Consider the following 26,859-nt stretch of genomic DNA (forward strand, 5'->3'; position numbering starts at 1 on the left):
CTCATCTCTCTTTCAGCCACTCCAGGAACCGGCCCGGATCGTTGCGGTGCTTCTTGACGCCCTGGGCACTGCGGTTGAGCGCGCCGTAGGTCAACGGAATGCTGAGCACACCGTCCACCGCCGCGACCCGCTCGATCCATTGACTCCACGGGGTGGCGAATTCGCGCGGCCAGTCGAGTTCCTGGGCCGCCCGGTTCGTCCACTTGTACACATCGAGGCTCTCGAAGCGTGGCCGGCCGAGGTCGATCACGTCAGCCGCCCGATGCGTGTCCGATCGGGTCACGAAGACCAGCACGAACCAGTTCTCGATGGCCTGGCAGGCGGCCCGGACGTCCTGCCAGAACTGTTCCAGGGCGCCGAGACTGATGTCGTTGACCAGCACCCGGCACACCACGCCGGTGTCCTCGAGCTCCGGCAGATGTTGCAGGACCTGCTTCACCTTGTGGTCGGGATCGGACATGACGGCGCTGAGCGTGACGTTGTCCTTCTCCTGCAGGTCGCCGAAGCAGTCGGGCAACCACGCGCACAGCCTCTTCGCCACCGAGTCCTCGTCGGTGACGACGCTGAGGCCGAGCAGGCCTCGCTTCCCGTTGGCGTTGAGGTGCGACTCGTAGACCTTGTTCCGCACGGCCGCGAGATCGAAGTAGGCGTCGTTGAACAGCCGGGCCGCTTTGGGCACGGCCAGCCCGGAATCGATCGATTGACCGAGCCCCGACGCCTCGGCGAATTGGCGAACCGCCTCGTTGTGCGGATTGAGCTCGATGAGATCGCGCTTCAGGTCGTCCAGCCAGCCGCCGCTTCTGGCCGCGACTATGAGGTCCGATGCCCTCGAGTCCAGGTCGCCGGGCTTCGCCAGCTGGTCGAGATTCCGGTTCAGGTCGAACATGACGAACCGCGCCAGCTTTTCGTCCGCCGGGTACGCGCTGACGAGCGCGGCCTGCAGCAGGCGGAGGGGTCGGCGCGACATCAGGGCGTCCGGAAGGCGCCGAGCTCGGCCGGCAGGGCTCGGAGGAGCGCGAGCGCGGGAACGGCCAGATTGTGGGTCGGCAGGTGGTTCACCCGCTTGTCCGGATCGCCGCTCTGGTGGACAGCGACGAGCTTGAGGCTGATGTCGAACAAGGGCGCGCCCGATGATCCATGAGCGGTGTTGACGGTGTGCCGCAGCCGGGTGCCATTGCCGTTGAGGCCGATCGTCGACCCGAACGCGAGGGTCTGGTCTTCGCCGTCGAGGTGATGCAGGATCGCCAATTCGTCGTACGGCTCGAGCACCCGTTCCCGCACGTCGCTGATCCAGCCTCGCGAGTCGCCCGGACGGCCGGCGATCCGCAGGAGGGCGAAGTCGAGGTGGCCGGGATCGGGAAGCCGGCCACCCGGATCGGCCAACTCGTCGACCGGGCTGCGCGGAGACGACGCCGCCACCGGGTCGGCGTCCGGTCGGAACATCTGACCGCCGGGAAATCGCAACCGCAGGGCGTCCGGCTCGTGGCCCTTGATCTTCGCTTCCTCGATCACGTGACCGGCGGTGAGGCAGAGCCCCGGGCCGACGAGGAAGCCGGTGCCGAACGGCGCGTAGCCGCCCGCCGTCTCGGCGTCGATCCGGCACGTCCGGGCTTCGAGCTCAGCCCACCTCTGATGCCAAGCCCTGGGCTGGAGCTCGGGTGCGTGGGGGCGAATCGTCCGCTCGAAGTGATCCGGAATCGCCGCCGGCGCCGGCTCCGATCGCCAGTCGACCTCCGTGATCCACTGACGGAGAACCGGGTTGCCCGGGCGATCCTCCCGCGCCGCGTCGACCAGAGCCGCGAGCCACCCCTGCGACCGCGCCGCCAGCAGAACCGCGAAGACGGTGTCGGTCATGTTGACGTTGCCGACCATCCGGTTGAGCGACCGCTCCAGGTCGAACTCGAGCAGCTGCTCAAACCCGTCGCGGTTCGGGTAGGCGTCGAGCAGCGCGTCGGAGAGCCCGCGCAGCTGGCGCCCGGTCAACGGCCGAGAGATGCCGCACCTCCTCAGGTCCCCACCGGCGAGTGCCCGTAACTGTACGACGGCGCAACCCGGCACCCCTCGTCCACATCGCCCAATCGGGCTTCGGGTAAACGGTCAAACTCCGCTTTAATGTGCCGATGAAGCCGACGCGGTACGTTGTGGAGCGAGTCGCCGTGACGAACGCGCAGCTCGCCCGCTGGCAGGCGCAACTCAGCCGTACCGAGGTCAGGCTGAGTGGGCCTTGCCCCGAGTGCCGTGCCACCACGATCGCCAATCTTCCACGCAGCGCCGCCGTCCTCGAGGCCAACGCCGGGCCGGCGGCGAAACAGCTGACCGCCGTGATCGAGTGCGCCTGCGACGAGCCCCACCGCGATCGCCCGGACGGCGTGGTGCCCGGATGTGGCCGCACGTGGCCGGTGACGGCGACCTTCGACGACGCCGGCACCGTGACCCTCCGGCCGGCCTTCGAGCCCGGCCCGGTGGAGGCCGCCGAAGCTTTCCGGAAAGCCCAGCACGGCCAGCTCGCCGCCCTGCGCGCCGCCGGCGACAAGTGGACCGCCGGTATCGCCGCCCTGATCGGCCTGGCCGGGCTCATCCTGCCGCTGGCCGGCCGGGACGCGATCCGCTCGCTGCTGCCGTGGATCCAGATCGCCGTCGGGGTTCTGCTCGCTCTGGCGTTCGCGGCCGCCGCGGCGGCGGTCCTGCTGGCCTACCGCGCCGCGCACGGCATGCCGGCCGTGCGCCCGGTCGGCGACGACGACGCGCTGCTCGACTGGTACCAGGCCTACCGGGACCGTCCCCGCGCCGCCGCGCGGCACCTGCGGCGGGCCATCCAGGCCGCCCTGGCCACTGTCGCCGCGCTCGCCGTGGCGGTCGGGCTCGTGGTGTTCGGCCCGGCCAAGCCACCCACCTCGGAGCCGGTCCAGATCACGAAGCCGGACGGCTCCGTGGTCTGCGGCGTGTTCCTGCCCTCGACCGCCGACGGCCGACTCCGGGTCCGGCGCGCCGACGACGGCGAGGTGGCGGCCCTCTCACCGGACGACATCAGCCGCGTCAAGCCGGTGAAAGCCTGCACCTAGCGGCACCAAAAGGTCAGGCCGCGGCCCGGCTCGCCGAAAGAGAAGGCATGACCGTGTCGGCTGAGACCGTGCGCGTCCCCGCCCGGCCGATGCGGCGCCGCCGTGTTCGGCATGTGGCGGTGGGGGCGATCGTCGTGCTGTTCGCGGTCGAGCTGGCCGTCGGGTGGCCGTCGCTGTCGTCGGCGGCGCACCAGCTGAAGGCGCCCGATCCGGGCTGGCTGGCCGCCGCGCTCGTGGCCGAACTGATGGCCATGGGCGCGTACGCCCGCATGCAGCACCTGCTGCTGCGCTCGGCCGGCCTCAAAGTGCCGATCCACCGCAACCTCAGCCTGGCCTACGCCGCCCACTCGCTCAACGAGACCCTTCCCGGCGGCCCCGCCTTCTCCACCAGCTTCAACTATCAGCAGATGCGCCACTTCGGCGCCACCCCGGCCGTTGCCTCGTGGGTCATCGCCTTGTCCGGCATTCTCTCCACCACCGCGCTGGCCGTGGTCACCGCCGTCGGCGCTCTCGCCTCCGACGGCACGCCGCACTGGTACAGCCTGGCCGGCCTGGCCGCCCTCGTCGCGCTGCTCGTTGTCGGCGCCCGGCGGGTCAGCGACAACCCGGCCCGGGCCGATCCGGCCGTACGCGTGGTTCTGCGGGTCGTCAACCGTCTCCGGCGCCGGCCCGCCCAGCACGGCCTGGACGGCGCCCGCGGCTTCATCGCCCAGCTCGGCACCGCCCGCCTGACGCCGGGGCGCGGGCTCATCGCCGCCGTCGCGGCCGTGCTCAACTGGGGGCTCGACGCCGCCTGCCTGTGGCTGTGCCTGCGAGCGGTCAGCGACGAGCCGATCAACGCCACCCAGGTCCTGCTCGCCTTCTGCGCGGGCATGGCGGCCGGCACCGTCACCCTTGTTCCCGGCGGGCTCGGCATCATCGACAGCGCGCTGATCCTGGGCCTGGTCTCCGGCGGCATCGGCGCCTCGACGGCGATCGCCGCCGTCGTTCTCTACCGCATCATCAGCTTCGGTTTCATCATCGGCATCGGCTGGATCTCGTGGCTCGTGATGCGCCGGCGCACCATCGGTTCGCCGACCGAGTGACGGCGGCCGGCCGGCTGTGCAGGATGAGGAATGACGCCAGTCGAGCCGAGGGAGCAGCAACCATGTGTACGCAGACGTTGAGCCGCCGGGCGGCGCTGTTCGGTGGGGCGGCCGTGGCCGCCTCGGTCGCGGTGGCCACGCCGGCCGAGGCGAGCGGGAGACGCGGGCTGCTCGATCTCACCTATCCGCTCACGACCACCTTCCCCGCGTTCTCTCCGGGTGAGGAGGCGGCTCGGCGGACGGTGGCGACCATCGCCGGCGACGGCTACTACATGCAGGAGTGGACCACCGTCGAGCACATCGGCACCCATGTCGACGCTCCGGTGCATTTCACGGCGGGCGGCCGTACGGCGACCGAGCTGCGACCGGAGGAGCTGGTTCTGCCCGCGGTGGTGGTCGACATCGCGAGCCGGGCGCGGCGCGACGCCGACACCGTCGTGACCGTGGACGACCTCAGGGCGTACGAACGCCGCTATGGCCGTATCCCGGACGGCGCGGCCGTCCTCATGTATTCGGGGTGGGGCGCCAAGGCCGGCGACGCGAACGCCTACCGCGGCACCGACGCCCAGGGCACGCTGCACTTCCCGGGTTTCGGCGTCGACGCCTGCGAGTGGCTGCTGCGGCACCGGCGCGTGCGCAGCCTTGGGGTCGACACGCTCAGCATCGATCCGGGGGTGTCGGAGACCTTCGAGACGCATCTCGCGCTCACCGGCGCCGACCGGTACGGCGTGGAGAACCTGGCCAACCTCGACCGGCTCCCTCGCCGCGGGGCGACCGTCTTCGTGGGCCTGATCCCGTACGAGCAGGGCTCGGGCGGCCAGGCGCGCGTCCTGGCGATGACCTAGTTGATCGTGCCGAGGGCCGCACCGCGCCCGGCTCCACCGCCGCCGGCTTCCTCGACCGCCGGAGGGGCTGACCCAGCAGAACCCCGGCGAAGACCAACACCAGACCCCCGATTTGCCGTACGGACAACGTCTCGTGCGCGACCGCGGTGCCCAGCAGCACCCCGGTCACGGGGTTGAGCAGGCCGACCAGGCCGACTGTGCCCGCGCTCAGGTGGCGCAGCCCGGTGAACCAGGCGGCGAAGGCGACAGCCGTCGCGACGACGGTGAGGTAGCCGAAGCCCAGGACTGCCGCGCCGTCCAGCGCCGGCGGCGCCCCCTCCAGCAGGACCGCGGCCGGCACGAGCATGAGCCCACCCGCGATCAGCTGCCACGAGGTCAGCGAGAACACGTCGATGTCGGCGCTCCACTTCTTGGCCAGGATGTAGCCGAACGACGACATGACCATGGCCGACACCGAGGCCAGCACGCCCCGCGTGTCCACTGCGACCGGCCCGGTGAACAGCATCAGGCACACTCCCAGCACCCCGGCGGCGGCCCCCGCGAGATGCGCGCCGCGGGGCCGCTCGGACAGCGCCGCCCAGGCGAAGAGCATCAGCACCACCGGCGAGGTCGCCATGATGGTCGAGGCGATGCTGGTCGGCAGGGTCTGCGCGGCCAGGTAGACCAGGGCGAAGAACGCGCCCATGTTGAGCGTGCCCAGCGCCAGCGACTTCCACCACCACGAGCCCGACGGCAGCTTCCGGCGCACGAGCAGCAGCAGGAGCCCGGCCGGCAGCGCCCGGATCGCCGCTCCGTACAGCGGGTAGCCGGCCGGCAGATACCGGTGGGTCACGAAGTAGGTGGTCCCGAACGCGATCGGCGCCAGCGCCGTGATGACCGTCCACCGCCAAGTAGCTTCCACGGAAGGTACTATAGCTTCCATGGAAGCTACCGACCATGTGGCCCGGATCCAGCAGGCCTGGGCCCGCGAACGCCCCGACCTCGACGTCACCCCGCAGGGCGTGATCGGCCGCCTGCACCGCGTCGCCGGCCACCTCACCGACCAGCTGACCGTCGTCTACCGCCGCTACGGCCTGGGCGAGGGCGACTTCGACGTGCTGGCCGCCCTGCGCCGGGCCGGCGCCCCGTTCGAACGCGCCCCGGGCGAACTCGCCGCCCACACCATGGTCACCACCGGCGCCATGACGAAGCGGATCGACCGTCTGGAACGCGACGGCCTGGTCACCCGCCGCCCCAGCACCACCGACGGCCGCGGCCGGGTGGTCGCGCTGACCGACGCCGGCCGCACCCTGATCGACCAGGCCTTCACCGACCACATGCGCAACGAGCGCCGCCTGCTGGACGAGCTCTCCCCCGCCGACGCCGCCGCCCTCGAGACCATCCTGACCCGCTGGCTGGCCCGCCTCGAAACGCCCTAGCCCTGTGCCGCGTTCGAGACGTGCTCCCAGTCGGCCCAGGTGCGCAGGCGCTCGGCGTAGAGGTGCTTCGCGATTCCGACCGGCTGGGTGCCGAAGATGACGCGCAGCGGCGGGTTCTCGGCGTCGACGATCTGGAGCAGGGCCGGCCCGGCGGCCACCGGGTCGCCGTAGTCGGCGCCGCCCTGACGGGCGGCCATGGCGTCGCGCAGCGCCTGGTAGGCCGGGTTCGGGGCGGCGTGCACGGCCGAGGAACCGGCCCAGTCGGTGGCGTAGCCGCCGGGCTCGACGAGGGTGACCTTGACGCCGAAGGGAGCGACCTCCTGGGCCAGGGACTCGGAAAGCCCTTCGAGGGCCCACTTGGAGGCGTGGTAGCCGCCGAGGCTGGGGAAGGCCCCGATGCCGCCGATGGTGGAGATCTGCACGATGTGGCCGCTCTTCTGCTCGCGCAGGATCGGCAGGACGGCCTGGGTGACGAAGAAGGCGCCGAACAGGTTGGTCTCGAGCTGGTCGCGCAGCTGCGCCTCGGTGATCTCCTCGACGGTGCCGAACAGGCCGTAGCCGGCGTTGTTGACGACCACGTCGAGCCGGCCGAACGTGTCGTGGGCGGCCTGGACCGCCGCGGCGACGGCGCCCTTGTCGGTGACGTCCAGGGCCAGCGGCAGGATCGCGTCGCCGTACTCGGCCACCAGGTCGTCGAGGGTTTTCGGGTCGCGGGCGGTGGCGGCCACCTTGTCGCCGCGCTTCAGGGCGGCCTCCGCGAAGTTGCGGCCGAAGCCGCGGGACGTTCCGGTGATGAACCAGTGCTTGCTCATGGATCTAGACTGCGTCTAAAGATGGACGGCGTCAAACACAGGTATGATTGATCACATGAGCCTGCGGGAGAGCAAGAAGCTGGCCGCGTGGCGCGCCATCCGGGCCGCCGCGCTGCGGCTGTTCGACGAGCACGGGTACGACGCGGTCACCGTCGAGCAGATCGCGGCGGCGGCCAACGTCTCCCGCGCGACGTTCTTCAACTACTTCGCCAGCAAGGAGGCGGTGGTCTTCGACCAGGACCCGGAGGAACGGGAGAACTGGCGGGCGATGATGGCCGCCCGCCCGGCCGGCGAGCCGCTCTGGGACTCGCTGACCGCGATCATGATCGGGCTCAACGAGCGCCTGGCCGACCGGATGCCGCTGCAGCGCCGGCTCAAGAAGCAGTCCCCCGCGCTCGCCCAGTCCACCGAGGACTTCGGCGCCCAGTTCCGGGCCGATCTGCACGAGTGGGTCTTCGCCCGCGAACCCGATCCGACCACCGCGGCCTTGCAGCTCAACCTGGCCCAGGCGGCGACGGCGACCGCCTACCAGACGTGGGAGCCGGACGAGCCCTTCGACGTCTACCTGCGACGCGTCCGCGACTGCCTGCACCGCGCCGGCGCCGGCGTCGCCGCGTGGGCGGAGTAGCCCGTGGCCCGCGTCTTCATCACCGGGTCGGCGGACGGTCTCGGCCGGCTCACGGCCGAGACTCTGCTCGGCGAGGGGCACGAGGTCGTCGTCCACGCGCGCAGCGCGGAGCGGCTGGGCGCGGTCGGCGATCTGCTGGAACGCGGAGCGTCGGGGGTGGTCGGCGACCTGGCCGACATCGGCCAGACCCGGGCGGTGGCCGAGCGGGCCGGCCGGGTCGATGTGGTGGTCCACAACGCGGGCGTCTACCGGGACGCTCGGGTCATGCCGGTCAACGTGGTCGCGCCGTACCTGCTCACCGCCCTCATCGACGGGCCGTCGCGGCTCGTCTATCTGACCAGCGGCATGCACCGCGGCGGGCGGCCCGACGTCGGGCTGCTCGGCGCCGGCTCGTACTCGGACAGCAAGCTCTTCGTCACCACCCTGGCCCTCGCCGTGGCCCGGCGGTGGCCCGGCGTCCTCAGCAACGCCGTCGACCCGGGCTGGGTGCCGACCCGGATGGGCGGTCCCGGCGCCCCCGACGACCTGCGGCTCGGGCACCGCACCCAGGAGTGGCTGGCCACCAGCGACGACCCGGCGGCCCGGACCAGCGGTGGCTACTGGTACCACCAGCGGCGCCACGACCCCCATCCCAGCGCCGCCGATCCCCGCTTCCAGGATCGGCTGCTCGGCGCCCTGGCCGAGCTCACCGGTACGCCGTTGCCCTGACCGGCTCAGGCCATCTCCAGGGAGCGCCGGATCGCCCGGGAGACCTGGTGGAAGACACGGTCGTCGGCGCTGGCGTAGACCACGACCTCGGCGCCGCGGTGCACCGCGTGGATCTCCCAGGGCCGGGTACGCCGGCCCAGCGCGGCCCCGACGCAGCCGAGCGCCACCACGTCGACGATCGCCGCGGCGACCCACAGGCCCGTGCTGTCGGCGTACGCCGCCGCGGCCAGGGCGCCCACGGCGACCAGCAGGCTCAGTCCCGCGAGGACCAGGGCGCCCGCGCTCAGCGGCGGCGGCGCCCCGCGGACGATGCCGATGTCGCGCAGCTCCCGTCGCGGGAAGGTCCGCACCGGCTCGGTCAGCCAGACGATGTGGTCGCCCGTGACGATGGCATCCGGGCCCCGGTAGTAGATTCTGGTCACGGCGGCCACCCCCACCGAAGCGTATGCATCCACGGCCTTGATCGCAGCGCTCGGTCAGCGAAGTGACTTCCGCGCCCCGCATCCCTCCAGCCAGCGGACCAGCTGCCGGTGCACGGCGTCGGCGCCGTACAGGAGCGGGTCGTCGAGCGGCCAGTCGGCCGGGTGGACCAGGACGGCGTCGTTCTGCCAGCCCCCGAGGCCGCCGTGACACCCCACCAGCTCCTCGAAGGCGTGCACCTCCCGGGTCCGCTCGTCCAGCGTCGAATGCACGTACAGGTCGGGCGCGTTGTCCATCGCCGCCACCCGGGCGAGGTCGGGCGCGGCCCGGGGACCGAACGGCTCCAGCGGGTCGGCGCCTTCGACCAAACCCTCTTCCAGCACGTGTACGCCGTCCCGGCCGACCGCGAGCGGCCCCCGCGCGCTGTCCACGACCACGAAACCGATGCCCGGCTCACCGAGCAGCCCCGGGATGAGACCGGGGAACAGCCGCCCCAGCTCCTCGATCGGCACCCGGCCGGCCAGTCGCGGGAACCAGACCAGCCCCAGGTTGCCCGAGCCGACCACGACCAGCTCGGGCCGGTCGCCGTCGGGCGCGGCGCCGTGACCCGGGTTGGGGCCGAGCCGCGACTTGCCGAGCACCTCGGTGAGCATCGCGTTGAGCGGCCCCCACGCCTCGGCGTCGCGGGTGTCGGCCAGCGTCGACGCCTTCCCGGCGCCGGTGTGCTGCCGCACCGCGTCCTCCAGGGGCCGGCCGGTGAGCTGGCGGAACGTGTGGCCCTGGCTCTGGCCGTGGTCGGAGAGCACGACGAACCGGTACGGCCGGGGTGCCGCCTCGGCCACCCGTTCCAGGGTCGCCAGCACCCCGTCCAGGCCGGCCAGGGCGGCCAGCGACTCGGGCCGGAGCACGCCCGCGTGGTGGGCGATCTCGTCGTAGTCGACGAAGTCCACGAAGATGACCGGCGCCGCCGCCATTATGTGCTCGGCCACCAGCGCCACGTTCAAATCACGGAGCAGCACGTTGGTCAGGCCGCGCAGGGCCACGTACGACCCGTGCCGCGAGACCCGGGGCTCGATTCCCCGCAGCCGCTGCTGACGCCCCTGGTAGAGCTCCTTGACCATCTCCCCGACCGTCCGGACGAGTGCGCGCACCAGGACGAACGGGCTCGCGAAGAACCGTACGTAGGCCTTGCCCGGCCCCAGCCCGAAGCTGTGCCCGGCCCGGCTCATCACGACGTGCGCGGTCGGCGCGTCCCCGCTGAACATGTTGGAGATGCTGACGCCGCCCTCGGCCAGCAGTCCTTTGCCGTCGGACAGGCGGGCCTCGATGGCGGCCGCGTCGGCCGGGCGGTTGGCCACGAACAGCCGGCCCGCCTCCTTGTCGTACCACCGGAACGCCGGGATCCCGTCGTTGGTGCCGTGCAGCAGGCCGGCCTGGCTGGCCGGCGTGGTCGAGGGCACCCGGGCCCACCAGCGCGCCGCGTCGTGCGACCCGGAGCGGATCCACCGCGACAGCGTCGGCAGCGTTCCGGCCGCGATGCCGACCTCCAGGACGGGGAACGGCAGCCCGTCGATCTGCACGATCACGACGCCCTCGCCGCCGCCACCCTCGGCCGGCCGGCGGCGCACCCGGCCCCGGTGAATCAGATCGGCGACCAGGTACGAGCTGTCGTTGACCCCGGCCAGCCAGCGGTTCACGGCCAGCACGACCGACACGATCAGCAGCGTCCAGGCGGCCGTGGCCCAGCCCGTGACGGTCACGCCGGGCACCACCACGAGCGCCGCCTCGACCACCGCGATCTGGGCCGCGATGCCCAGCAGCAGGGAGATCACGGCACCGACCCGGGCGGCCAGGATCCGCAGCACGGGCAGGACCACCGCGTCCACGAGCCCGAGCATGGTGGCGATCAGCAGGGCCAGCCACAGCGACGAGAAGGCCAGCCCGTCGAGCACCGCCGCCGCCACCAGCAGGGCCACCGAGGTCGGCACGAGTCCCAGCATGGCGTCCCGGACGCCCCGCCCACTCATATGCCGATCTTACGGAAGAATGGGGCGAATCAGGTGAGCAGCAGGATCGCGGCCACCACCGTCGCGAAGACGACGATCGTCCACCGGAGACCTCGGCCGGCAGCCGCTGGGCGATCCGGGCGCCGATCACACCGCCGACGATCGTGGCCGGGGCCAGGACCGCGACGACGGCCCAGTTGACCGGGCCGAAGACGCTGTAGGTGAGCACGGTGGTCACGCCGACCACGGCCGAGAAGACGTTCTTCAGGGCGCTGATCCGGCGCAGCGTCTCGTCGAGGACCAGCGACAGCGCGGCGATCAGGAGCAGGCCCATGGCCGCGTTGAAATACCCGCCGTACAGCCCGCAGAGGAAGACCGCAATCTGCACGAAGACGGCGGGATTGTCCTTCGGTTCGCCGGCCAGCGCGCGCAACCGCTTCTGGAAGGCCATCATCGCGGCCGCCGCCAGCAGCAGGAAGGGCACCACGACGTCGAAGACCGAGCGCGGCGTGAACAGCAGCAGCGAGCTGCCGCAGAGCGTGCCGACGACGACGGTCGGAATGATCGTGACGATGCGGCGGCCCTGGCCGGCCAGGTCGGGCCGCCCGGCGACCGCGCTCGCGGCGTAGCCGGGCGCGACCGACAGCGCGTTGCTGACGTTGGCCGCCACGCCCGGCAGGCCGAGCGCGATCAGCAGCGGGAAGGTGATCAGCGAGCCGCCGCCGGCCACGGCGTTGACCGTGCCGGCCAGCAGCCCGCCGCCGAGCAGGGCGACGATCTCCAGAGCGGTCAGCGCCGGTGCTCCCGCAGCAGCTGTACGAGGTGCTGGCCCGGCGTGCCGGCCAGGTCGGCCGCCTGGGTCCGGCAGGAGAAGCCGTCGGCCAGGAAGATGTCGCCCTCCTCGGCCTTGTCCAGGGCGGGCAGCAGCTGCTGCTCGGCCACCTGCACCGACACCTCGTAGTGGCCGCGCTCGACGCCGAAGTTGCCGGCCAGGCCGCAGCAGCCGCCGAGCCGCTTGACGGTCGCGCCCGCCTTCTTCAGCAGCTTGGCGTCGGCGTCCCAGCCCATCACGGCGTGGTGGTGGCAGTGCGGCTGCGCGATGACCCGCACCCCGTCCAGCGACGGCGGCTCGTAGCCGTCCGTCTCGGCCAGCAGCTCGGCCACTGTCCTGGTCGCGGCCGCCACGTCACGGGCCTTGTCGTTGTCGACCAGCTCGACCGCGTCCTGCCGCAGCACGCCGGTGCACGACGGCTCGAGCCCGACCACCGGAATACCCTGCTTGACCGATTTGTGGAGCTCGTCCACTGTGGCGCCGAGGATCCGCCGCGCCGCGTCGAGCTGCCCGGTCGAGATCCACGTCAGCCCGCAGCACGCTTTCCGGCTGGTGACCTGCGGCGCGTACCCCGCGTCCACCAGCACCTCGACCGCCGCCTCAGCGATCTCCGGCGAGAAGTGGTCGGTGAAGCTGTCCACGAACAACACGACCGGTTTGCCGGAATTTTTCGGGATGAACGACGAACGGAAGGTGCGCGGCGCAAACGTGGGAATCGACCGCCGCTTGTCCACTCCGGCGAAGTACAGCGCGAGGCCCCGAATACCGGGCAGCGAGGTCATCACATTCGCGAAAGCCGGCATTTTGGAAGCGAGGCGGGACCACCGAGGCAGCCATCCGAGCGAATAGTGCGACCGCGGCCGCGCCCGCCCCTTGTAGCTCTGGTGCAGAACCTCGGACTTGTACGCCGCCATGTCGATCCCCGTCGGGCAGTCCGAGGCACAGCCCTTGCAGGACAGACAAAGATCCAGCGCGTCGTGTACGGCCTCGGCCCGCCAATCGGGCGCGAGATCGCCGTCCAGCATCTCCTGCAGCACGCGGGCCCGCCCGCGCGTCGAGTCCTTCTCGTTCTTGGTGGCCAGGTACGACGGGCACATCACGCCGCCCAGCACCGTGGTGTCGGCGCGGCACTTGCCCACGCCCGTGCACCGGTGCACCGCCTGGTTGAAGTCGCCGCCGTCCGCGTGATAGGCCAGCGCCAACGGCACCGTCACCGGCCGCGCCTGCGACACCCGGATGTTCGCGTCGACCGGATCCGGATCGACCAGGTTGCCGGGGTTGAGCAGGTTGTCCGGGTCGAAGGTGTGCTTGATCCGCCGGAACAGGTCGATCGCCGCCGGCGAGTACATCCGGGTCAGCAGCTCGCTGCGGGCCCGCCCGTCGCCGTGCTCGCCCGACAGCGACCCGCCGTAGCTCACGACCAGGTCGGCCGCGTCCTCCAGGAACGCCCGGAACTTCCCCGGCCCGCCCGGGGAGTCCAGCGGGAAGTCCAGGCGTACGTGCACGCAGCCGTCGCCCAGATGCCCGTACGGCATCGCGCTCAGCCCGTGCCGCTCCACCAGCAGATCGAAGTCCCGCAGGTACGCGCCGATACGCTCCGGCGGCACGGCCGCGTCCTCCCAGCCCGCGTGGGCCGGCAGCCCGCTCGGCGCCCGGCCGGCCAGACCGGCGCCGTCCTCGCGGATCTTCCACAGCGGCGCCGCCGCGGCCGTGTCCTCGACCACCAGCGAGTCGACCGCCCCCGAGGCGGCGACCAGCCTCGCCGTCCGCTCCCGGACCTCGTCCTGGTCCTCGCCCGCGATCTCGACCATGAGCCAGGCCGTGCCACCGGGCAGCGGCGGCACCGCGTCCGGGCCACGCCGGCTGCGGACCACGTCGCAGATGCGGGAGTCGATGCCCTCGCAGGCCGTCGGCTTGAACCCGAGGATCTGCGGGATCACGTCACCGGCCGTACCGAAATCGGGATAACCCAGAACCACGAGCGTGCGGTACGCCGGGTCGGCCACCAGCCGTACCGTCGCCTCGGTGACGACCGCGAGCGTGCCCTCGCTGCCGACCAGGAACTCGGTCAGGTTGAAGCCGTTCTCCGGCAGCAGGTGCTCGACCGCGTAGCCCGACACCTGGCGGCCGAAGCGGGCGAACTCGGTCCGGCCGGTCGCGAGGCTGGCCCCGATGACGTTCCGCAGCTCCTCGACGACCTTGTCGGCGCCCGAGGTCTGAGCTCCGGGCGTCTGGGCCCCGGTGATCAGCCGCTCGCCCTCGATGGTCAGCGCCGACAGACCCACGACATTGTCCGAGGTACGCCCGTAGCCCAGCGTCCGCGCCCCGCACGAGTTGTTGCCGATCATGCCGCCGATCGTGCACCGCGTGTGCGTCGACGGGTCGGGGCCGAACCGCAGTCCGTACGGCTTCGCGGCCGCCTGCAGCGTCGCCTGGATCGTGCCCGCCTGCACCCGCGCCGTCCGCGTCTCGGGGTCGACCTCGAGCACCTTGTTCATGTGCCGGCTGAAATCGAGCACCACGCCCGGCCCGATCGCGTTGCCCGCCACCGACGTGCCCGCGCCGCGGGCGGTGACCGGAACGCCCAGCTCCCGGCACACCCGCAGGGTCGCCGCCACATCGTCGTCGTGGCGCGGCCGCACGATCGCCCGCGGCACCACCCGGTACAGCGAGGCGTCGCTCGAATAGGCCGACCGGTGCGCCGCATCGGTGAGCACGTCGGCCACACCGGCCCGGCGCAGGCTGGCGGTCAGGTCGGTGTCGCTTGTCATGTCCGGTTCCAGTGGGGCTGCGTAGCGGCGGTGAACTCGGCCTTGTGGGCGTCGCCGCCATGGTAGTCGCCGCCCGGGCCACCCCCGCGCACCGGGCGTATCAGCCATCGATCACACTGCTGCCCATGGCGAACGTGACTGTGCTCGGCGCCGGCGCTGCCGGCCTGGCCGTGGCGGCCCAGCTCAAGGCGAACGGCGTGGACAGCGTCGTGCTCGAGCGCGGCCCCGAGGTGGCCACCAGCTGGCGGGGCCGCTACGACCGGTTGCGCCTGCACACCGTGCGCCGCCTGTCCGGCCTGCCGGGTTTTCCGATCCCCCGGGAGTACGGCCGGTGGGTGCGCCGCGACGACCTGGTGCGCTACCTGGAGGCGTACCGGGAACGCTTCGCCCTTGACGTCCGCACCGGCACCACGGTCGAACGGGTGAAGCCGGGGGGCGAGCGCTGGTCCATGCAGTTGGCCGACGGCTCGGAGCACACGTCGCGCACGCTGATCGTGGCGACCGGCTACCTGCACACACCGGTGATCCCCCAGTGGCCCGGCCTCGCGTCGTGGACCGGAACGCTGATCCACTCCTCGGCCTACCGCAACGCCGAGCCCTTCCGCGGCAAGAACGTGCTGGTCGTCGGCCCCGGCAACAGCGGCGCCGAGATCAGCACCGACCTGGCCGAGGGTGGCGCCGCCTCGGTGAGCCTGGCCGTGCGGACCCCACCGCACATCGTCCGCCGCGCCACGGCCGGCTGGCCCGCCCAGATGAACGGCCTGCTGCTGGGCGGCCTGCCCGAGCCGGTCTTCAACTCGATGGCGGCCACGATGGCCCGGATGGAGGTGCCGGACCTTCGCCCGTACGGCCTGGCCCGCCCCACCGAAGGTCTCAAGACCCGCCTGCGCACCCAGCGGTACGTGCCGTTGCAGGACGTCGGCATCGTCCGGGACGTGCTCGCGGGGCGCGTACGCCCGGTCGCGGCGGTCGAGTCCTTCACCGAGAACGCGGTCCGGCTGGCCGACGGCACCACCCTGACACCCGACGTGATCGTCGCCGCCACCGGCTACGGCACGGGCCTGACCAAGCTCTTCGACGACCCCACGCTGTTCGACGACACCGGTGTCCCGCTGGTCCACGGCGGCCCGTCGGCCCGCCCCGGCCTCTACTTCATGGGGTACAACGTGACACTGGGCGGCATGCTCCGCGAGCTGGCCATCGAGTCCCGCCGCGTGGCCCGCGCGGTCAGCGCTCTCTCTTAACGGCGCAGCGCGTCGTACATGCGCCAGCCGGCGATCACCGATCCACCGGTCAGGATCATGTAGCAGAACATGAGGGCCGCGGCACCGCCGAAACCGGCGACGGCCGTGAACATGGCGAAGGCGAGGGCGGCGGCGCCCGCACCGATCGTGAGCACCCAGCCGGTGGCCTTCTGCGCCGGCTGCCAGTGCGGCGACCCGCTGGCCAGCAGCATGCCCGCCACCGGCCCGGCGACCGGCATCAGCACGGCCCCGACGGTCATCAGCCCCACCGCCGTGTACTCGGCCGCGCCGCCCCGGGGGACCGCTCCCCCGCCGGTGGCGGCCGGCGGAGGAGTCGGAACCAGGGCGGGCAGCCGGATGTGGGCCGGCACGCTCCCTCGGCGCACCGCCGCCACCAGGGCTTCCGGCGGCCCTAACCGGCGGATGATCTCCGCCGGGTCCTCGAGCGGCGCACTGGGCGACGTCCGCCGCACCGCGATGTAGTCCGCCACCGTCGTCATGAGCTCGTCCCGCAGTTCGGGCGCCAGGTCCTCGCTCTGCGCCCACAGCGCAGCCAGATAATCCAGCACAACAACGTCGGTGTGTGCGAGCGGTGCCGTCGTCATTCGTTGTCCCCCGTTGCTGGATCCGGTGCGATGACAACAGCTTCGCCCCGGCCCGCCCCGGTGGACATCCGCCCGAGGACGGAATCCCCGCCACCGCCTCTACCTTTCGGCCGATGCACGGCGCCGCCCCACCAGCACCACGCGGGTGGCGATGGCACCGGAGCGCCCCGCCGACAATCCCGAGCCGGGCCGGCCAGCGCGGAAAGAGCCGGCCGCCTCGTCGACGGTGGCCGGCGAAGTTGAGCACAATGAGGGCCAGGCCGGCGGCGCGCTCCAGACGGAACCAGGTGCGATCGTGGACAGACGGATCAGTGGTCATCTCGGGTTCTCCTCCCCGCCGGAGTCCCGCCCGCTCCCGCCGCCCCACGACACCCGAATCGCCGGATCACCCCGTCGATCAGACGCGATCCGCCTGGCCGTGGCCCAGACCGAGGTCACCACCGACCCGGTCACGAACGGCCGCGCCATCCGCGCCGCGATGCGTGCGGCCGCCTCCGGCAACGCACGTCTGATCCACTTCCCCGAGGGTGCGCTGTCCGGCTACGCCGGCACGGCGAAGACCTACTACGCCGGCTGGCGCATCAACTGGGACCCGGTGGCCGACGAACTACGCCACACGATGGCCCTGGCCGCCGAACTGGGCGTGTGGGTGGTGGTGGGCGGCAACCATCGCCTGACCGGCCGGCACCGCCCCCACAACTCCCTCTGGGTGATCGACGACCAGGGCCGGCTGGCCGACCGCTACGACAAGCGCTGGCTGTCCCACTCCGAAATGAACGGCTACTACACCCCCGGCGACCACACCTGCACATTCGAGGTGGACGGCTTCCGCTTCGCCTGCCTTCTGTGCATAGAGGTCAACTACCCCGAACTATGGCTGGAACATCGGCACGTGGATTGCGTCCTGTTCTCGACATACTCCGAGGACCCCATCTTCGAGGTCATAGCCCGAGCCCACGCCGCCACCCACAATTTCTGGGTGAGCATGGCGGTCCCCGCCCAGTGCGCCCCGGCCACTCCGTCCGCCGTGATAGGCCCACACGGCTACGTGCTGCGCCACGCCCGCACAGACGCCCCGGACGTGATCTGCGTCGACCTGGACCGCTCCGACCCCACCCTCGACATAGCCCTCACTAAGGCCCGCCCATGGCGAGCCATCGCCCGGGCCGGCGACATCTACACAGCAGCCCGCGTCAGCGATCCCCGCAGCACCGACCACACCATCATCTGACGTGGTCGGTGAGCGGCACGGAGGGCTCGGGGCGGATACGCTGCCGGGCATGCTTCGTGTGGCGGGGATCCACGGCATCTTCAATCTGGACCGGCGGCGGGGTCCGGTCGAGGCCGCCGACAACCTCGCCCTGGCCTGGGGCAGCGCGCTCGGCAGGCAGGTCGACGTCAAGGTCGCCTACTACGCCGACTGTCTGGCGGCCGAGGCCGTGCAGGGGGCGGGGACCGCGTATTCGCCGGCGGAGGCTCAGGCTCAGCTGTCCGAGTGGGCGCTGGCGCTGGGGGCGCCGGCCGAGGTGGCGCAGGGGCGGCTGACGGTTCCGGTCCGTCAGATCATCACATGGATCAGCCGGACGTACGGGCTGGACCATGATCTGGTGGAAAGGTTCGTCGGTCAGTTTCTCCGCGAGGTGCCGGCCTACCTCACCGACGGCGGCTCGGCGCGGCGAGCGGCGCAGGATCGGCTGGCCGCGGTTCTTCGCGAGCATCGGCCGCGGGCGGTGATCGCGCATTCGCTCGGGTCAGTGGTCGCGTTCGAGACACTTTGCCGCTTTTCCGAGTACGAGGTGGATCTCTTCGTCACACTGGGGTCGCCGCTCGGGTTACCCGGTGTCATATTCGAGCGTCTCGAGCCGAAGGGCGTACGGCGGCCACCCGGTGTGCGCCGCTGGGTCGACATCGCCGACGTCGGCGACATCGTGGCGGCGCCGCCGCGGCTCGGTGAGCGCTTCGACGTGGACATTCACATGGACGCGCGCATCGGCCGGTTCGACTTCCACCGGGCCAAGAGCTACCTCGCTGCCGAGGCCACTCGGACAGAGATCGCCAAGCTGGCCGCCGAAGCATGACCAGCGCAGCGGCAGTGCGGATCGACCAGATCTTCTTCGGCTGGTCCACGACCGGTCACCGGCTCGCGCCGTTGAACTGGTCGTTCACCGAGGCGGACGCCTCGCAGCGGTGGTTCCAGAGGCTACGATCCCACCTCAGGCTTCTGAGAGTCGGAGGTGCCGAGCTCCCCGACGCCGCCCTCTCCTACTTCTCGTTCGAAGACGGGCTCGCGGCGGTGGTACGCCGGGTCAACGAGGGCGACAGCGCCGGGCGCAACAATTCCCACGCCCTGATCGGCCCGGCCGACGCGCTGGCGGCCGAGGCGGCCCTGGGCATGAGCCTCTGGACAGGCTGGCGGTCCGACGACCCCTCGCCCGCGATCCTGGAGCCCATGTTAGGCGGAGTGCTCAGGCAGGCGACCCGGGTGGCCGAGAAGCGCCTTCTGCCCAGGCTCGCCGGCCGGTCGGCCGATCTGACAGCGGTCCTGGCCCAACTCTTGGCCGACCCCGCCGGCCCGATCAGCGTCATCGGCTGTCCCGATGCCGGCCGACCGGCCGTGCTGTGGGGCCTGGCCCGGATCGCGGCGCGCATTCGGCTCAGTGTGCCGGACTGGTCGTTCTCCACGTATGAGGACCGGCACGACGCCGGCGTGGAAGACCTGCCGCGCTTCGTCTTCCTGCCGGTCCTTCCACAAACGGGGGTCTCGGTCAGGCGGACGGTCGTCGACGTGGAACACCCCTCGGAGCAGCTTGCGCCGCATCGTGAGCGCGCCGAGCAGTTGGTCCGGGATCTGCTTCAGGGCGGCCGCAAGTCCGTCGCGGCACCGCGCCGAGCGCCAGCGCCGAAGTCGAAGACCCACAAGGCTGTCTGCATCGGGTTGTCGTCATTCGGCGCCGACCCCAAGCCCGGCGTGGAGCCAGAGCCGGGGCGCTGGCCGGACCTGCCCCAGGCGGCCGGGCGGATGCGCGCCCTCGCCCGGACGTTCACCGATCTCGGTTTCACGGCGACCACGCTGACCGACCTGTCCAGCCGGGATCTCGGCGCGACCGTCCGCAAGATCATCGATGACGCCGCCGAGACGGACGTCCTGGTCTTCCACCTGTTCAGCCACGGCTACCTGACACCGTCGGGAAGTCTGCGGGTGATCGGCGCGGACGGTGAACACCACGAGGCGACCGACGTCGGCGACTGGCTGAAGCGGATCGTCGACGCCGAGGCCCCCGTACCGATGACGCTCTTCCTGCTCGACGTCTGTCACGGCGGCAGCGTCGCCCGGCTGTTCTGGCAGCCCGCCATCAACGACGAGGACGCCCGGGCCTGGGTGATCGCGGCCGCCGCGCCGGACGAGCAGGCCTACGCCGGCCGGTTCACGGACGCGGTGATCAGGGTCCTCGGCGATCTCGCCGAAGGCCGCCTCGACATCGACCAGTCATTCCGCTTCGCTCCGCTCGACACCATCGCTCAGCTGATCCGCCGCGACGTTCTCCACAATGCCACCGCCGCGGGCGCTTTCGTCCAGCGGGTGACGGCGAGCCGGGTGGACATCAGCGCCGGGCTGCCCGAGCTGCCGTTCTTCCCCAACCGGCAGTACGCGAAGACCCCACGCCACGATGCCCGGACCCGGATCGACGCCGCCGCCAAGCCTTTCCTGGACGATCTCGACGAGGCGCTGGACCCGGTGCACTTCCTCTCCCGCGCGGCCGGGCACGGCGGGCCGGTCCGCGACGAGCTTCCCGGCTGCTTCAGCGGGCGCCGCCGCGAGCTGCGCCTGCTCTCGCCGTGGCTCAACCTGCAGGACTCGGTGGGCTTGCGAGTGGTGACCGGCAGCCCCGGCGCGGGCAAGTCGGCGCTGATCGGCGTGCTGGTCTGCGCGGCCCATCCGATGATGCGCGACAGCACCCGGGCCGTCTGGGAGGCGGTCGAGCAGGCGCCGTACCTGAATAAGACGATGGCCGCGGTTCATGCCCGCGCGCGGACGCCGGCTCAGATCATCTCTTCCGTGGCGCGCCAACTCGGCGTCGTGTCCGGCGTGCCCGAGCCGGCCGCGGCCGACCTGATCGCGGCCCTGACCGTCATGCCGGAGCCGCCGGTGATCGTCATCGACGCGCTCGACGAGGCGATCGGCGCGGAACTGCTCATGCGGGAGCTCCTGCTTCCCCTCACGCGGGTGGTGCGGCCCGACGGCGATCCGGTACGCCTGCTGGTCGGCATGCGGCCCTGGGCCGAATTCGAGCCGCTGCGGGCCGAGGCCGAGCGCCAGGGCCGCGTCGTCGACCTCGACGACGTCGACGAGCGGGAGCTCAGCCGCGACGTCGGCGCCTACGTCCGGCGCCTGTTGCTGACGGATCCACGATGGGATCGGCTGGAGTACGACGGCGCGGCCTCGACACTGGCCCGCGCGGTCGCCGAGACCCTGACCCAGGACCAGGCCAACCGGGAGTGGGGCGCTTTTCTGGTCGCCGGGCTGTTCAGCGGCTACCTGCTGAACAGCTACGCGGAGCCGATCAGTGATCAGGCGACGGCCATCGACGTGGGTCGCAGTGTGCCGCGCACGCTGCCGGATCTGCTCGAACTCGATCTGCTGACCCGGGCGACCGACGTCTGGACCCGGCCGATCCTGGCCGCCGCCGCCCACGCCAAGGGCGACGGCATGCCCGCCCGGCTCCTCGGGCACGCCGCGGCGGCGCTGGACCGCGAGGCGCCACCGGACACGCAACTGGTCCTCGAGGTCCTCGACACCGTCCGGTTCTACCTCCGGCAGAGCGCGGAGGTCGACGGCACCACGGTCTACCGGCTGTTCCACCAAGGACTGGCCGACTACCTCAAGCAGACGGCCGAGGTCGTGCCGGTGGCGAGCGGGCTCCTCGGCTCGGTCCGGTCGTGGGCGCCCGCCAGGCGTCAGGCCCCAGCCGTGCCGCGATGGGAACTCGCCGAGCCGTACCTCAAGCGGCACATCGCCCAGCACGCACGCGAGGCCGGCCGTCTCGCCGATCTCCTGGCCGACGCCGATTTCCTGGTCACCGCCGACCCCGCCGTCGTGCTGCCCGAGCTCGCCGGTCTCGCCGTCACAGGGCCCGCGGTCACCGCGTACCGCCGGGCGGTCAGCGCCGGGTTCGATCGCGCCGATCGCAGTGGTCGTACTCAGCGCCTCGCCCTGGCCGCCGTACGCGCCGGCGCCAGCGGGCTGGCGGAAGCGACCGCGGACATGGCCGAGCACGACGGGGTCCTCGGCTGGCGGCCGTTGTGGGTGCGAGACGGCTCAGCTACCGCGATCGGCGCCGACGAACGCTGGGCCGTGCTCGGCACGGCCGAGGGGACGATCATCGTGCTCGATGCGAACGACGGCACGCCGCTCTGGGGCGAGACCGGTGCGCACGCTGGACCGGTCGTCGCGGTGGCGCCGGGTCAGGTCGACGACGGGCCCGGCGTCCTGAGCATCGATGACAAGGGCATGTTCCGCCGCCGCCGTCTCCACCACGAATACGAGGCACGTACGTCGTGGATCGGAGCCGCCACGAGGCTCCGAACATCGCCGAGCCTGTTCGGTGAGGACTGCGCCGTCATCGTGTCCGGCACTGGTGCCGCCGCCATCTGGGGCGTCGACTCGGGCCGGCGGCTGGCGACCGTCGACGGCCTGATCATGGACGCCGAGTGTTTCACCGTCGGCCGGACAGCGGGCCGAATCCTCGCGGAAGCGAGACGACCAGGAATCGTGACGGTGAAAATGGCCGGCGGCCGCCTGACGACCCTGGAGCACGACTACGCGGTCTCCGCGGTCACGGCCGGCGCGGTCGGCGACGTGCTGGTGATCTTCACGGCCGACGACAGCAGCACCATCCATGCCTGGGACCTGTACGGGCGGCGCTGGGGCCGCTTCGACCTCGCCGGCCGAATCCATCGGCTGCACGCAACCGCCCACGGCCTTCTGATCGTTCAGGGCCCGGGCACGTTGACCGGGCTCCGGTTCGCCCCGCACGGCCTGACCGCCGAGCCGCTGCCGGTCAAGATCGACACTCTGGAACTGGTCACGACCTTCGGCCCAACCGTCGATACTCAGGTCCGGTCGGCGTCGGCGAGAGTCGGCGAAGGCCCGGATTCCGGTCGCGCCGGCGCCCACTGATCCGGGTGCCTCATGCCGGCGGCCGGCGGCCGAGGAACGACGGAAGCATGGCCAGGCCGAACAACAGAAGAACCACGCCCTGCGACACGTCCATGGCGCCGAGCAGATAGCCGAGAGCGTTGTTCGCCTGGAAGGGGGAGTCGCCGAGGAACGACATGTTCGACGCGGTGTGCAGCAGCGATCCGGTGACCGCTCCGGGGCCGTGTCCGACCGGCGCGCCGTCCGCGTAGTGGAAGGCGTCGAACGACACCGCGGCGACCAGACAGGCGAGCGAGTTGCTCACCAGCGTGGCGATGGCGAGATAAATGTACAGCCGCAGTTCGGCGAGGTTCTCGCCGGCGCTGCCGGGCAGGCTGCGATGGAAGCCGAGCGTCAGATAGACGCGCGCATAGCTTCCGACCGTCAGATACCAGGCCAGCGCTTCGAGGTAGGCCAGCAGAGCGACGGCCGTGGCCAGCAGCGCACACGCCAGCGCCAGCCCTCGGGGACCGGTCTCGGTCCTCGCGAGCAGCTCGGGTACGGCGATGATGACGACGGCGGCGGCGACCACGCCGGGCGCGGTGTAGAAGGTGGACCACAGGCGAAGGGCCCATCCGAGTACGGCCGCCGCCCCTGTTCTGCCGATCAGACTGATGTACCGCTCGCGAACGCGATATTCCTTGGCCCCGAACGGAAAGAAGCGCGCGCCGGTCGCCTTCAGCAGGGCGATCTTCTCGGCATCGCTGCGCGGTGGGTTCTCGGCGTAGAGCCTGCGGTAGTCGTCACCCCGCCGAGAAACCCAGCGGGTGGCATTGATGATCGCCACGCATTTCAGAGCCAGATGTGGCAGGAGCACGACGAGCAGAACGGTTCCCCAGGGCGCCATCCTGCCTCCGTGCGTCCGGCGAAGGTAGCGGGGTGGAAAGCCTATGGCCGGCGGGCGGGAATCTCAACAAATCCGGCCGGTGACCATGATCTGTAAAGGTTTTCATGCGCCCAGAAAGAGATCATGGTCGATGCATTGACTTTCCGATGAAACGGATTGCAGGCTGGCCCGCATGGCGGTGACCATCAAGGATGTGGCTCGGGCGGCTGGGGTCTCGGCCGCCACGGTCACCCGGGCGCTGTCCAATCCCGAGGTGGTGCGGCCCTCGACGCGGGATCGGGTCAAGGAGATCGCGGCCAGTCTCGGGTACCACCCCAATCGGGCCGCGCGGGGGCTGATCACCGGGCGTACCGGAAATCTGGGCCTGCTCGTTCCCGATCTCGGCAATCCGTTCTTTCCCAGCATCGTCAAGGGCGTGCAGGCCCGGGCCCACGAGGCCGACCACGCCGTCTTCCTGGCCGACACCGACGAGGATCCGGCGGCCGAGGCCGGGCTTGTGCGCAAGCTGGCCAAGCAGGTCGACGGGGTTCTGCTCTGCTCGCCGCGGATGGCCGAGGCCGAGCTGCGCGAGCTCGCCGCCGAAGTGCCGGTCGTGCTGCTCTACCGGCGTATTCCGGGGGTTCCGTCGGTGACCGCCGAGTTTCTCGACGGGATGCGCCAGGCCGTGAGCCACCTCGTCGCGCTCGGGCACCGCCGGGTCGCGTACGTCGCCGGCCCCAGATCATCGTGGGCCAACCGGGAACGCGTCCGCTCGCTGCGCGCCGTGGCCAAGGGGAAGGTCGAGCTGGTCGAGACCGGCAACGTGGCGCCGCAGTTCGAGGGCGGCGTCTCGGTGGCCGACCGGGTGCTGGCCGAGCGGGTGACCGCGGTGATCGCCTACAACGACCTGGTCGCGCTCGGGCTGCTGCACCGGTTCGCCGCCCGCGGCGTCGGCGTGCCGGGCGACATCAGCGTGCTCGGCTTCGACGACATCCCGCTCTCGGCGATGGTCCATCCCGCACTCACGACTGTCGCGCTGCCCAAGGAACTGGCCGGTCAGGCCGGCGTCGACCTGCTCCTGAGACGGCACGACAAGGAACGTCGCGAACTTCCCACCCAATTGATGGTACGAGGCTCCACCGGCCCCGCCTGAGGAGACACCATGTCCCGAAAGATGATCACCGCCGCCGTGGCCACCGTCCTGCTGGCCGCCGCCTGCGGCGCCCCCGACAGTCCGGACGGAAACGGCAACGGCGGCGGGCCCGTCACCCTCAACATCCTCGACGTGGCCGGCAACCTCCAGCTGACCCAGGGGATGATCGACGAGTTCGCCGCCGGGCACAAGGACCAGATCGGCAAGGTCACCTACTCCAAGGCGACCGCTCCTGAGCTGGTCGGCAAGATCAAGGCGCAGCAGAACGCGAACCGGGTCGACATCGACCTCGTGCTGACCGGCGTCGACGGCCTGGCCGCCGGCATCGAGCAGGGCCTGTGGACGCCGCTGGCCGACGCCAAGCCGAAGCTGACCGGCATGGCCAACTACTCCGAGGGCGCCGCCGCGATGCAGAAGCTGGCCGGCGACTACGGCGTCACCGTCACCTACTACCCGTCCGGCCCGCTGATCGAATACCTGCCGGCCAAGGTTCCGGATCCGCCGAAAACCGCCGCGGACCTTCTCGCGTACGCCAAAGCGAACCCCGGCGCCGTCCAATACGCCCGCCCGTCCAACTCCGGGCCGGGCCGCACCCTGCTCATGGGCCTTCCGTACCTGCTGGGCGACAGCGACCCCAAGGACCCGGGGAACGGCTGGGCCAAGACCTGGCAGTACCTGACCGAGCTCGACAAGTACGTCACGCTCTACCCGTCGAGCACGTCCGAGACCATGAAGAACCTGGCCAACGGCTCGGCGAAGATCATCGCGACCACCACCGGCTGGGACATCAATCCGCGGGTGCTCGGCACCGTACCGAAAGAAGCGAAAGTCCAGGCCCTGGAGGGCTTCCACTGGGTCACCGACGCGCACTACGCGGTGATCCCCAAGGGTGTCCCGGCCGGCAAGCAGACCGCCATCGTCGACCTGCTGCAGGACATGCTGACCCCGCGGCAGCAGGCCAAGGCGTACGACAAGGGCTATTTCTATCCCGGCCCGGCGGTGAAGGACGTGACCCTCGACATGGCGCCGGCCGAGAGCAAACAGGCGATTGAGGAGTACGGGCGTCCCGAGTACGACAAGCTCATCGCCGACCACCCGCTCGAGGTGCCGCTGGACGCGAAGGCACTGGTGGCGGCGTTCGACAAATGGGATCGCGAGGTCGGCGGCGCGAAGGTGAAGAAGTGACGGCGTTCCAGGAGCTGCGCCTGGACGGGGTGCGCCGGCGCTTCGGCGGCAAGGACGCCCTGGCGGGGCTGAGCCTGACGATCCGGCGGGGCGAATTCATCGCCCTGCTGGGCCCGTCCGGCTGCGGCAAGTCGACGGCGCTGAACTGCCTGGCCGGTCTGCTGCCGCTGACCGAGGGCAGCATCTGGCAGGACGGCGCCCGGCTCGACACCCTGCCCCCGGAGCGGCGCGGCTTCGGCATGGTCTTTCAGAGCTACGCGCTCTTCCCCCATCTTTCCGTACGCCGGAACATCTCCTTCGGCCTGCAGATGCGCCACCTGCCGCGGGACGAGGTCCGCCGCCGCACCGACGAGGCGATCCGGCTCGTCCGGCTCGAGGAGCACGCCCGCAAGCTGCCGGGCCAGCTCTCCGGCGGCCAGCAGCAGCGGGTGGCGATCGCCCGCGCGGTGGTGCTGGAGCCGTCGCTCGTGCTCATGGACGAGCCACTGTCCAACCTCGACGCCAAACTCCGCCTGGAGATGCGGACGGAGATCCGGCGGCTCCATCAGTCGCTCGGGCTCACCACGGTGTACGTGACCCACGACCAGGAGGAGGCGCTGTCGCTGGCCGACCGCCTGGTCGTGCTGCGCGACGGCCGGGTGGAGCAGATCGGCACGCCCGAGCAGCTGCACAACCGCCCGGCCAACGCGCACGTCGCCGACTTCATGGGATACCGCAACCTGCTGCCGATGAAGGTGAAGGCGGTGCACGGCGACACGGTGGCCCTCGACGGCTCGGGCCTGACCTTGGAGGGTACGGCGGTGGGCCCGGTCGCCGCGGGTGACGAGGTGGTGGCCGGGATCCGCCCCGAGGACCTGCGCGCCGGCCCGCACGGGGTGCCGGTGACCGTGGAGGTGGTCGAATACCAGGGCCGCGAGCTGGCGGTCGAAGCCCGTACCGAGGAAGGGGTCGCGCTCTTCCTGCGGGCCACCGAGCGGCCCACCCCCGGCGACCGGATCACGGTCACCGCCGCCCCGTCCCGCGTGCTCGTGTTCCCGGCGGGCGCCCGATGACGGCGACCCTG

21 protein-coding genes and 2 pseudogenes are annotated in these 26,859 nt (G+C 71.4%); 13 read left to right on the plus strand and 10 right to left on the minus strand.

Annotated elements, in window-relative coordinates; genetic code table 11:
- Position 1 precedes the first annotated feature (1 nt).
- Entirely contained in the window at positions 2 to 967 is a 966-nt protein-coding gene (locus AB0C26_RS33070) for an effector-associated domain EAD1-containing protein (RefSeq protein WP_360255583.1), read from the minus strand.
- Positions 967 to 1,983 carry an effector-associated domain EAD1-containing protein gene (locus AB0C26_RS33075; protein WP_360255585.1) on the minus strand — a complete coding sequence of 339 codons (1,017 nt, stop codon included), beginning with the start codon at positions 1,981 to 1,983 and terminating at the stop codon, positions 967 to 969. Before AB0C26_RS33075 ends, AB0C26_RS33070 begins: the two co-directional genes overlap by 1 nt.
- A gap of 173 nt (positions 1,984 to 2,156) precedes the next feature.
- Here AB0C26_RS33075 and AB0C26_RS33080 point away from each other — a divergent pair, with 173 nt between their 5' ends.
- The 3 genes and pseudogenes from AB0C26_RS33080 to AB0C26_RS33090 form a co-directional block, all read left to right on the plus strand.
- Positions 2,157 to 3,062 (plus strand): hypothetical protein, encoded by a 906-nt coding sequence (locus AB0C26_RS33080; protein ID WP_360255587.1) that lies wholly within the window; start codon positions 2,157 to 2,159, stop codon positions 3,060 to 3,062.
- 47 nt (positions 3,063 to 3,109) lie between these two features.
- A complete protein-coding gene (locus tag AB0C26_RS33085; protein ID WP_360255590.1) occupies positions 3,110 to 4,147 on the plus strand; it encodes a YbhN family protein in 1,038 nt (345 codons plus the stop codon).
- A gap of 62 nt (positions 4,148 to 4,209) precedes the next feature.
- Positions 4,210 to 4,806: pseudogene (locus AB0C26_RS33090) on the plus strand (cyclase family protein); the annotation flags it as partial.
- 46 nt (positions 4,807 to 4,852) lie between these two features.
- Here AB0C26_RS33090 and AB0C26_RS33095 read toward each other — a convergent pair.
- Positions 4,853 to 5,893: a DMT family transporter gene (locus tag AB0C26_RS33095; RefSeq protein ID WP_360255593.1), complete on the minus strand. Its 1,041-nt coding sequence runs from the start codon at positions 5,891 to 5,893 to the stop codon at positions 4,853 to 4,855.
- Positions 5,894 to 5,912: 19 nt separating this feature from the next.
- Here AB0C26_RS33095 and AB0C26_RS33100 point away from each other — a divergent pair, with 19 nt between their 5' ends.
- Positions 5,913 to 6,410 (plus strand): MarR family transcriptional regulator, encoded by a 498-nt coding sequence (locus AB0C26_RS33100; RefSeq protein ID WP_360255596.1) that lies wholly within the window; start codon positions 5,913 to 5,915, stop codon positions 6,408 to 6,410.
- Here the strand turns inward: AB0C26_RS33100 and AB0C26_RS33105 are convergent.
- A complete protein-coding gene (locus tag AB0C26_RS33105; RefSeq protein ID WP_360255599.1) occupies positions 6,407 to 7,222 on the minus strand; it encodes an SDR family oxidoreductase in 816 nt (271 codons plus the stop codon). The genes AB0C26_RS33100 and AB0C26_RS33105 overlap by 4 nt on opposite strands.
- A gap of 55 nt (positions 7,223 to 7,277) precedes the next feature.
- Between AB0C26_RS33105 and AB0C26_RS33110 the strand changes: the two genes are divergently transcribed.
- Complete coding sequence (locus tag AB0C26_RS33110; protein WP_360255602.1) at positions 7,278 to 7,850, plus strand: helix-turn-helix domain-containing protein; 573 nt, start codon at positions 7,278 to 7,280, stop codon at positions 7,848 to 7,850.
- Positions 7,851 to 7,853: 3 nt separating this feature from the next.
- Positions 7,854 to 8,558, plus strand: a complete 705-nt coding sequence (locus tag AB0C26_RS33115; RefSeq protein WP_360255604.1) for an SDR family NAD(P)-dependent oxidoreductase — start codon at positions 7,854 to 7,856, stop codon at positions 8,556 to 8,558.
- Positions 8,559 to 8,563: 5 nt separating this feature from the next.
- Here AB0C26_RS33115 and AB0C26_RS33120 read toward each other — a convergent pair whose 3' ends face one another.
- The 4 genes and pseudogenes from AB0C26_RS33120 to AB0C26_RS33135 form a co-directional block, all read right to left on the minus strand.
- Complete coding sequence (locus AB0C26_RS33120) at positions 8,564 to 8,980, minus strand: DUF6232 family protein (protein ID WP_360255606.1); 417 nt, start codon at positions 8,978 to 8,980, stop codon at positions 8,564 to 8,566.
- Between the two features lie 54 nt (positions 8,981 to 9,034).
- Positions 9,035 to 11,005, minus strand: a complete 1,971-nt coding sequence (locus AB0C26_RS33125) for an alkaline phosphatase family protein (protein WP_360255608.1) — start codon at positions 11,003 to 11,005, stop codon at positions 9,035 to 9,037.
- Positions 11,006 to 11,034: 29 nt separating this feature from the next.
- Positions 11,035 to 11,777: pseudogene (locus AB0C26_RS33130) on the minus strand (sulfite exporter TauE/SafE family protein).
- Positions 11,774 to 14,587 carry an FAD-binding and (Fe-S)-binding domain-containing protein gene (locus tag AB0C26_RS33135; RefSeq protein WP_360255611.1) on the minus strand — a complete coding sequence of 938 codons (2,814 nt, stop codon included), beginning with the start codon at positions 14,585 to 14,587 and terminating at the stop codon, positions 11,774 to 11,776. Before AB0C26_RS33135 ends, AB0C26_RS33130 begins: the two are co-directional and overlap by 4 nt.
- A gap of 125 nt (positions 14,588 to 14,712) precedes the next feature.
- On the opposite strand from AB0C26_RS33135, the gene AB0C26_RS33140 reads away from it, so the two are divergent.
- Positions 14,713 to 15,831: an NAD(P)/FAD-dependent oxidoreductase gene (locus tag AB0C26_RS33140; protein ID WP_360255614.1), complete on the plus strand. Its 1,119-nt coding sequence runs from the start codon at positions 14,713 to 14,715 to the stop codon at positions 15,829 to 15,831.
- On the opposite strand, the gene AB0C26_RS33145 is transcribed toward AB0C26_RS33140, so the two are convergent.
- Entirely contained in the window at positions 15,828 to 16,436 is a 609-nt protein-coding gene (locus tag AB0C26_RS33145; RefSeq protein ID WP_360255616.1) for an HAAS signaling domain-containing protein, read from the minus strand. The genes AB0C26_RS33140 and AB0C26_RS33145 overlap by 4 nt on opposite strands.
- 295 nt (positions 16,437 to 16,731) lie before the next feature.
- Between AB0C26_RS33145 and AB0C26_RS33150 the strand changes: the two genes are divergently transcribed.
- Genes AB0C26_RS33150 through AB0C26_RS33160 form a run of 3 tightly spaced genes read left to right on the plus strand, consistent with a single transcriptional unit; the run spans position 16,732 to position 22,614 of the window.
- Complete coding sequence (locus AB0C26_RS33150; RefSeq protein WP_360255618.1) at positions 16,732 to 17,667, plus strand: carbon-nitrogen hydrolase family protein; 936 nt, start codon at positions 16,732 to 16,734, stop codon at positions 17,665 to 17,667.
- Position 17,668: 1 nt separating this feature from the next.
- The gene (locus AB0C26_RS33155) at positions 17,669 to 18,514 is read left to right on the plus strand and encodes a hypothetical protein (RefSeq protein ID WP_360255620.1); all 846 of its coding nucleotides are present in this window, start codon (positions 17,669 to 17,671) and stop codon (positions 18,512 to 18,514) included.
- A complete protein-coding gene (locus AB0C26_RS33160; protein WP_360255622.1) occupies positions 18,511 to 22,614 on the plus strand; it encodes a caspase family protein in 4,104 nt (1,367 codons plus the stop codon). The genes AB0C26_RS33155 and AB0C26_RS33160 overlap by 4 nt, the downstream gene beginning before the upstream one ends.
- A 10-nt stretch (positions 22,615 to 22,624) precedes the next feature.
- On the opposite strand, the gene AB0C26_RS33165 is transcribed toward AB0C26_RS33160, so the two are convergent.
- The gene (locus AB0C26_RS33165; RefSeq protein ID WP_360255624.1) at positions 22,625 to 23,479 is read right to left on the minus strand and encodes a hypothetical protein; all 855 of its coding nucleotides are present in this window, start codon (positions 23,477 to 23,479) and stop codon (positions 22,625 to 22,627) included.
- A 172-nt stretch (positions 23,480 to 23,651) separates the two neighbouring features.
- Here AB0C26_RS33165 and AB0C26_RS33170 point away from each other — a divergent pair, with 172 nt between their 5' ends.
- The 3 genes from AB0C26_RS33170 to AB0C26_RS33180 are packed head-to-tail and all read left to right on the plus strand — an operon-like array spanning position 23,652 to position 26,848.
- The gene (locus AB0C26_RS33170; protein ID WP_360255627.1) at positions 23,652 to 24,611 is read left to right on the plus strand and encodes a LacI family DNA-binding transcriptional regulator; all 960 of its coding nucleotides are present in this window, start codon (positions 23,652 to 23,654) and stop codon (positions 24,609 to 24,611) included.
- A gap of 9 nt (positions 24,612 to 24,620) precedes the next feature.
- Positions 24,621 to 25,796 carry an extracellular solute-binding protein gene (locus AB0C26_RS33175; RefSeq protein ID WP_360255629.1) on the plus strand — a complete coding sequence of 392 codons (1,176 nt, stop codon included), beginning with the start codon at positions 24,621 to 24,623 and terminating at the stop codon, positions 25,794 to 25,796.
- Entirely contained in the window at positions 25,793 to 26,848 is a 1,056-nt protein-coding gene (locus AB0C26_RS33180; RefSeq protein ID WP_360255631.1) for an ABC transporter ATP-binding protein, read from the plus strand. The genes AB0C26_RS33175 and AB0C26_RS33180 overlap by 4 nt, the downstream gene beginning before the upstream one ends.
- Positions 26,849 to 26,859 lie beyond the last annotated feature (11 nt).

The organism is Actinoplanes sp. NPDC048796, from assembly GCF_040650035.1.
Taxonomy (GTDB): Bacteria; Actinomycetota; Actinomycetes; order Mycobacteriales; family Micromonosporaceae; genus Actinoplanes.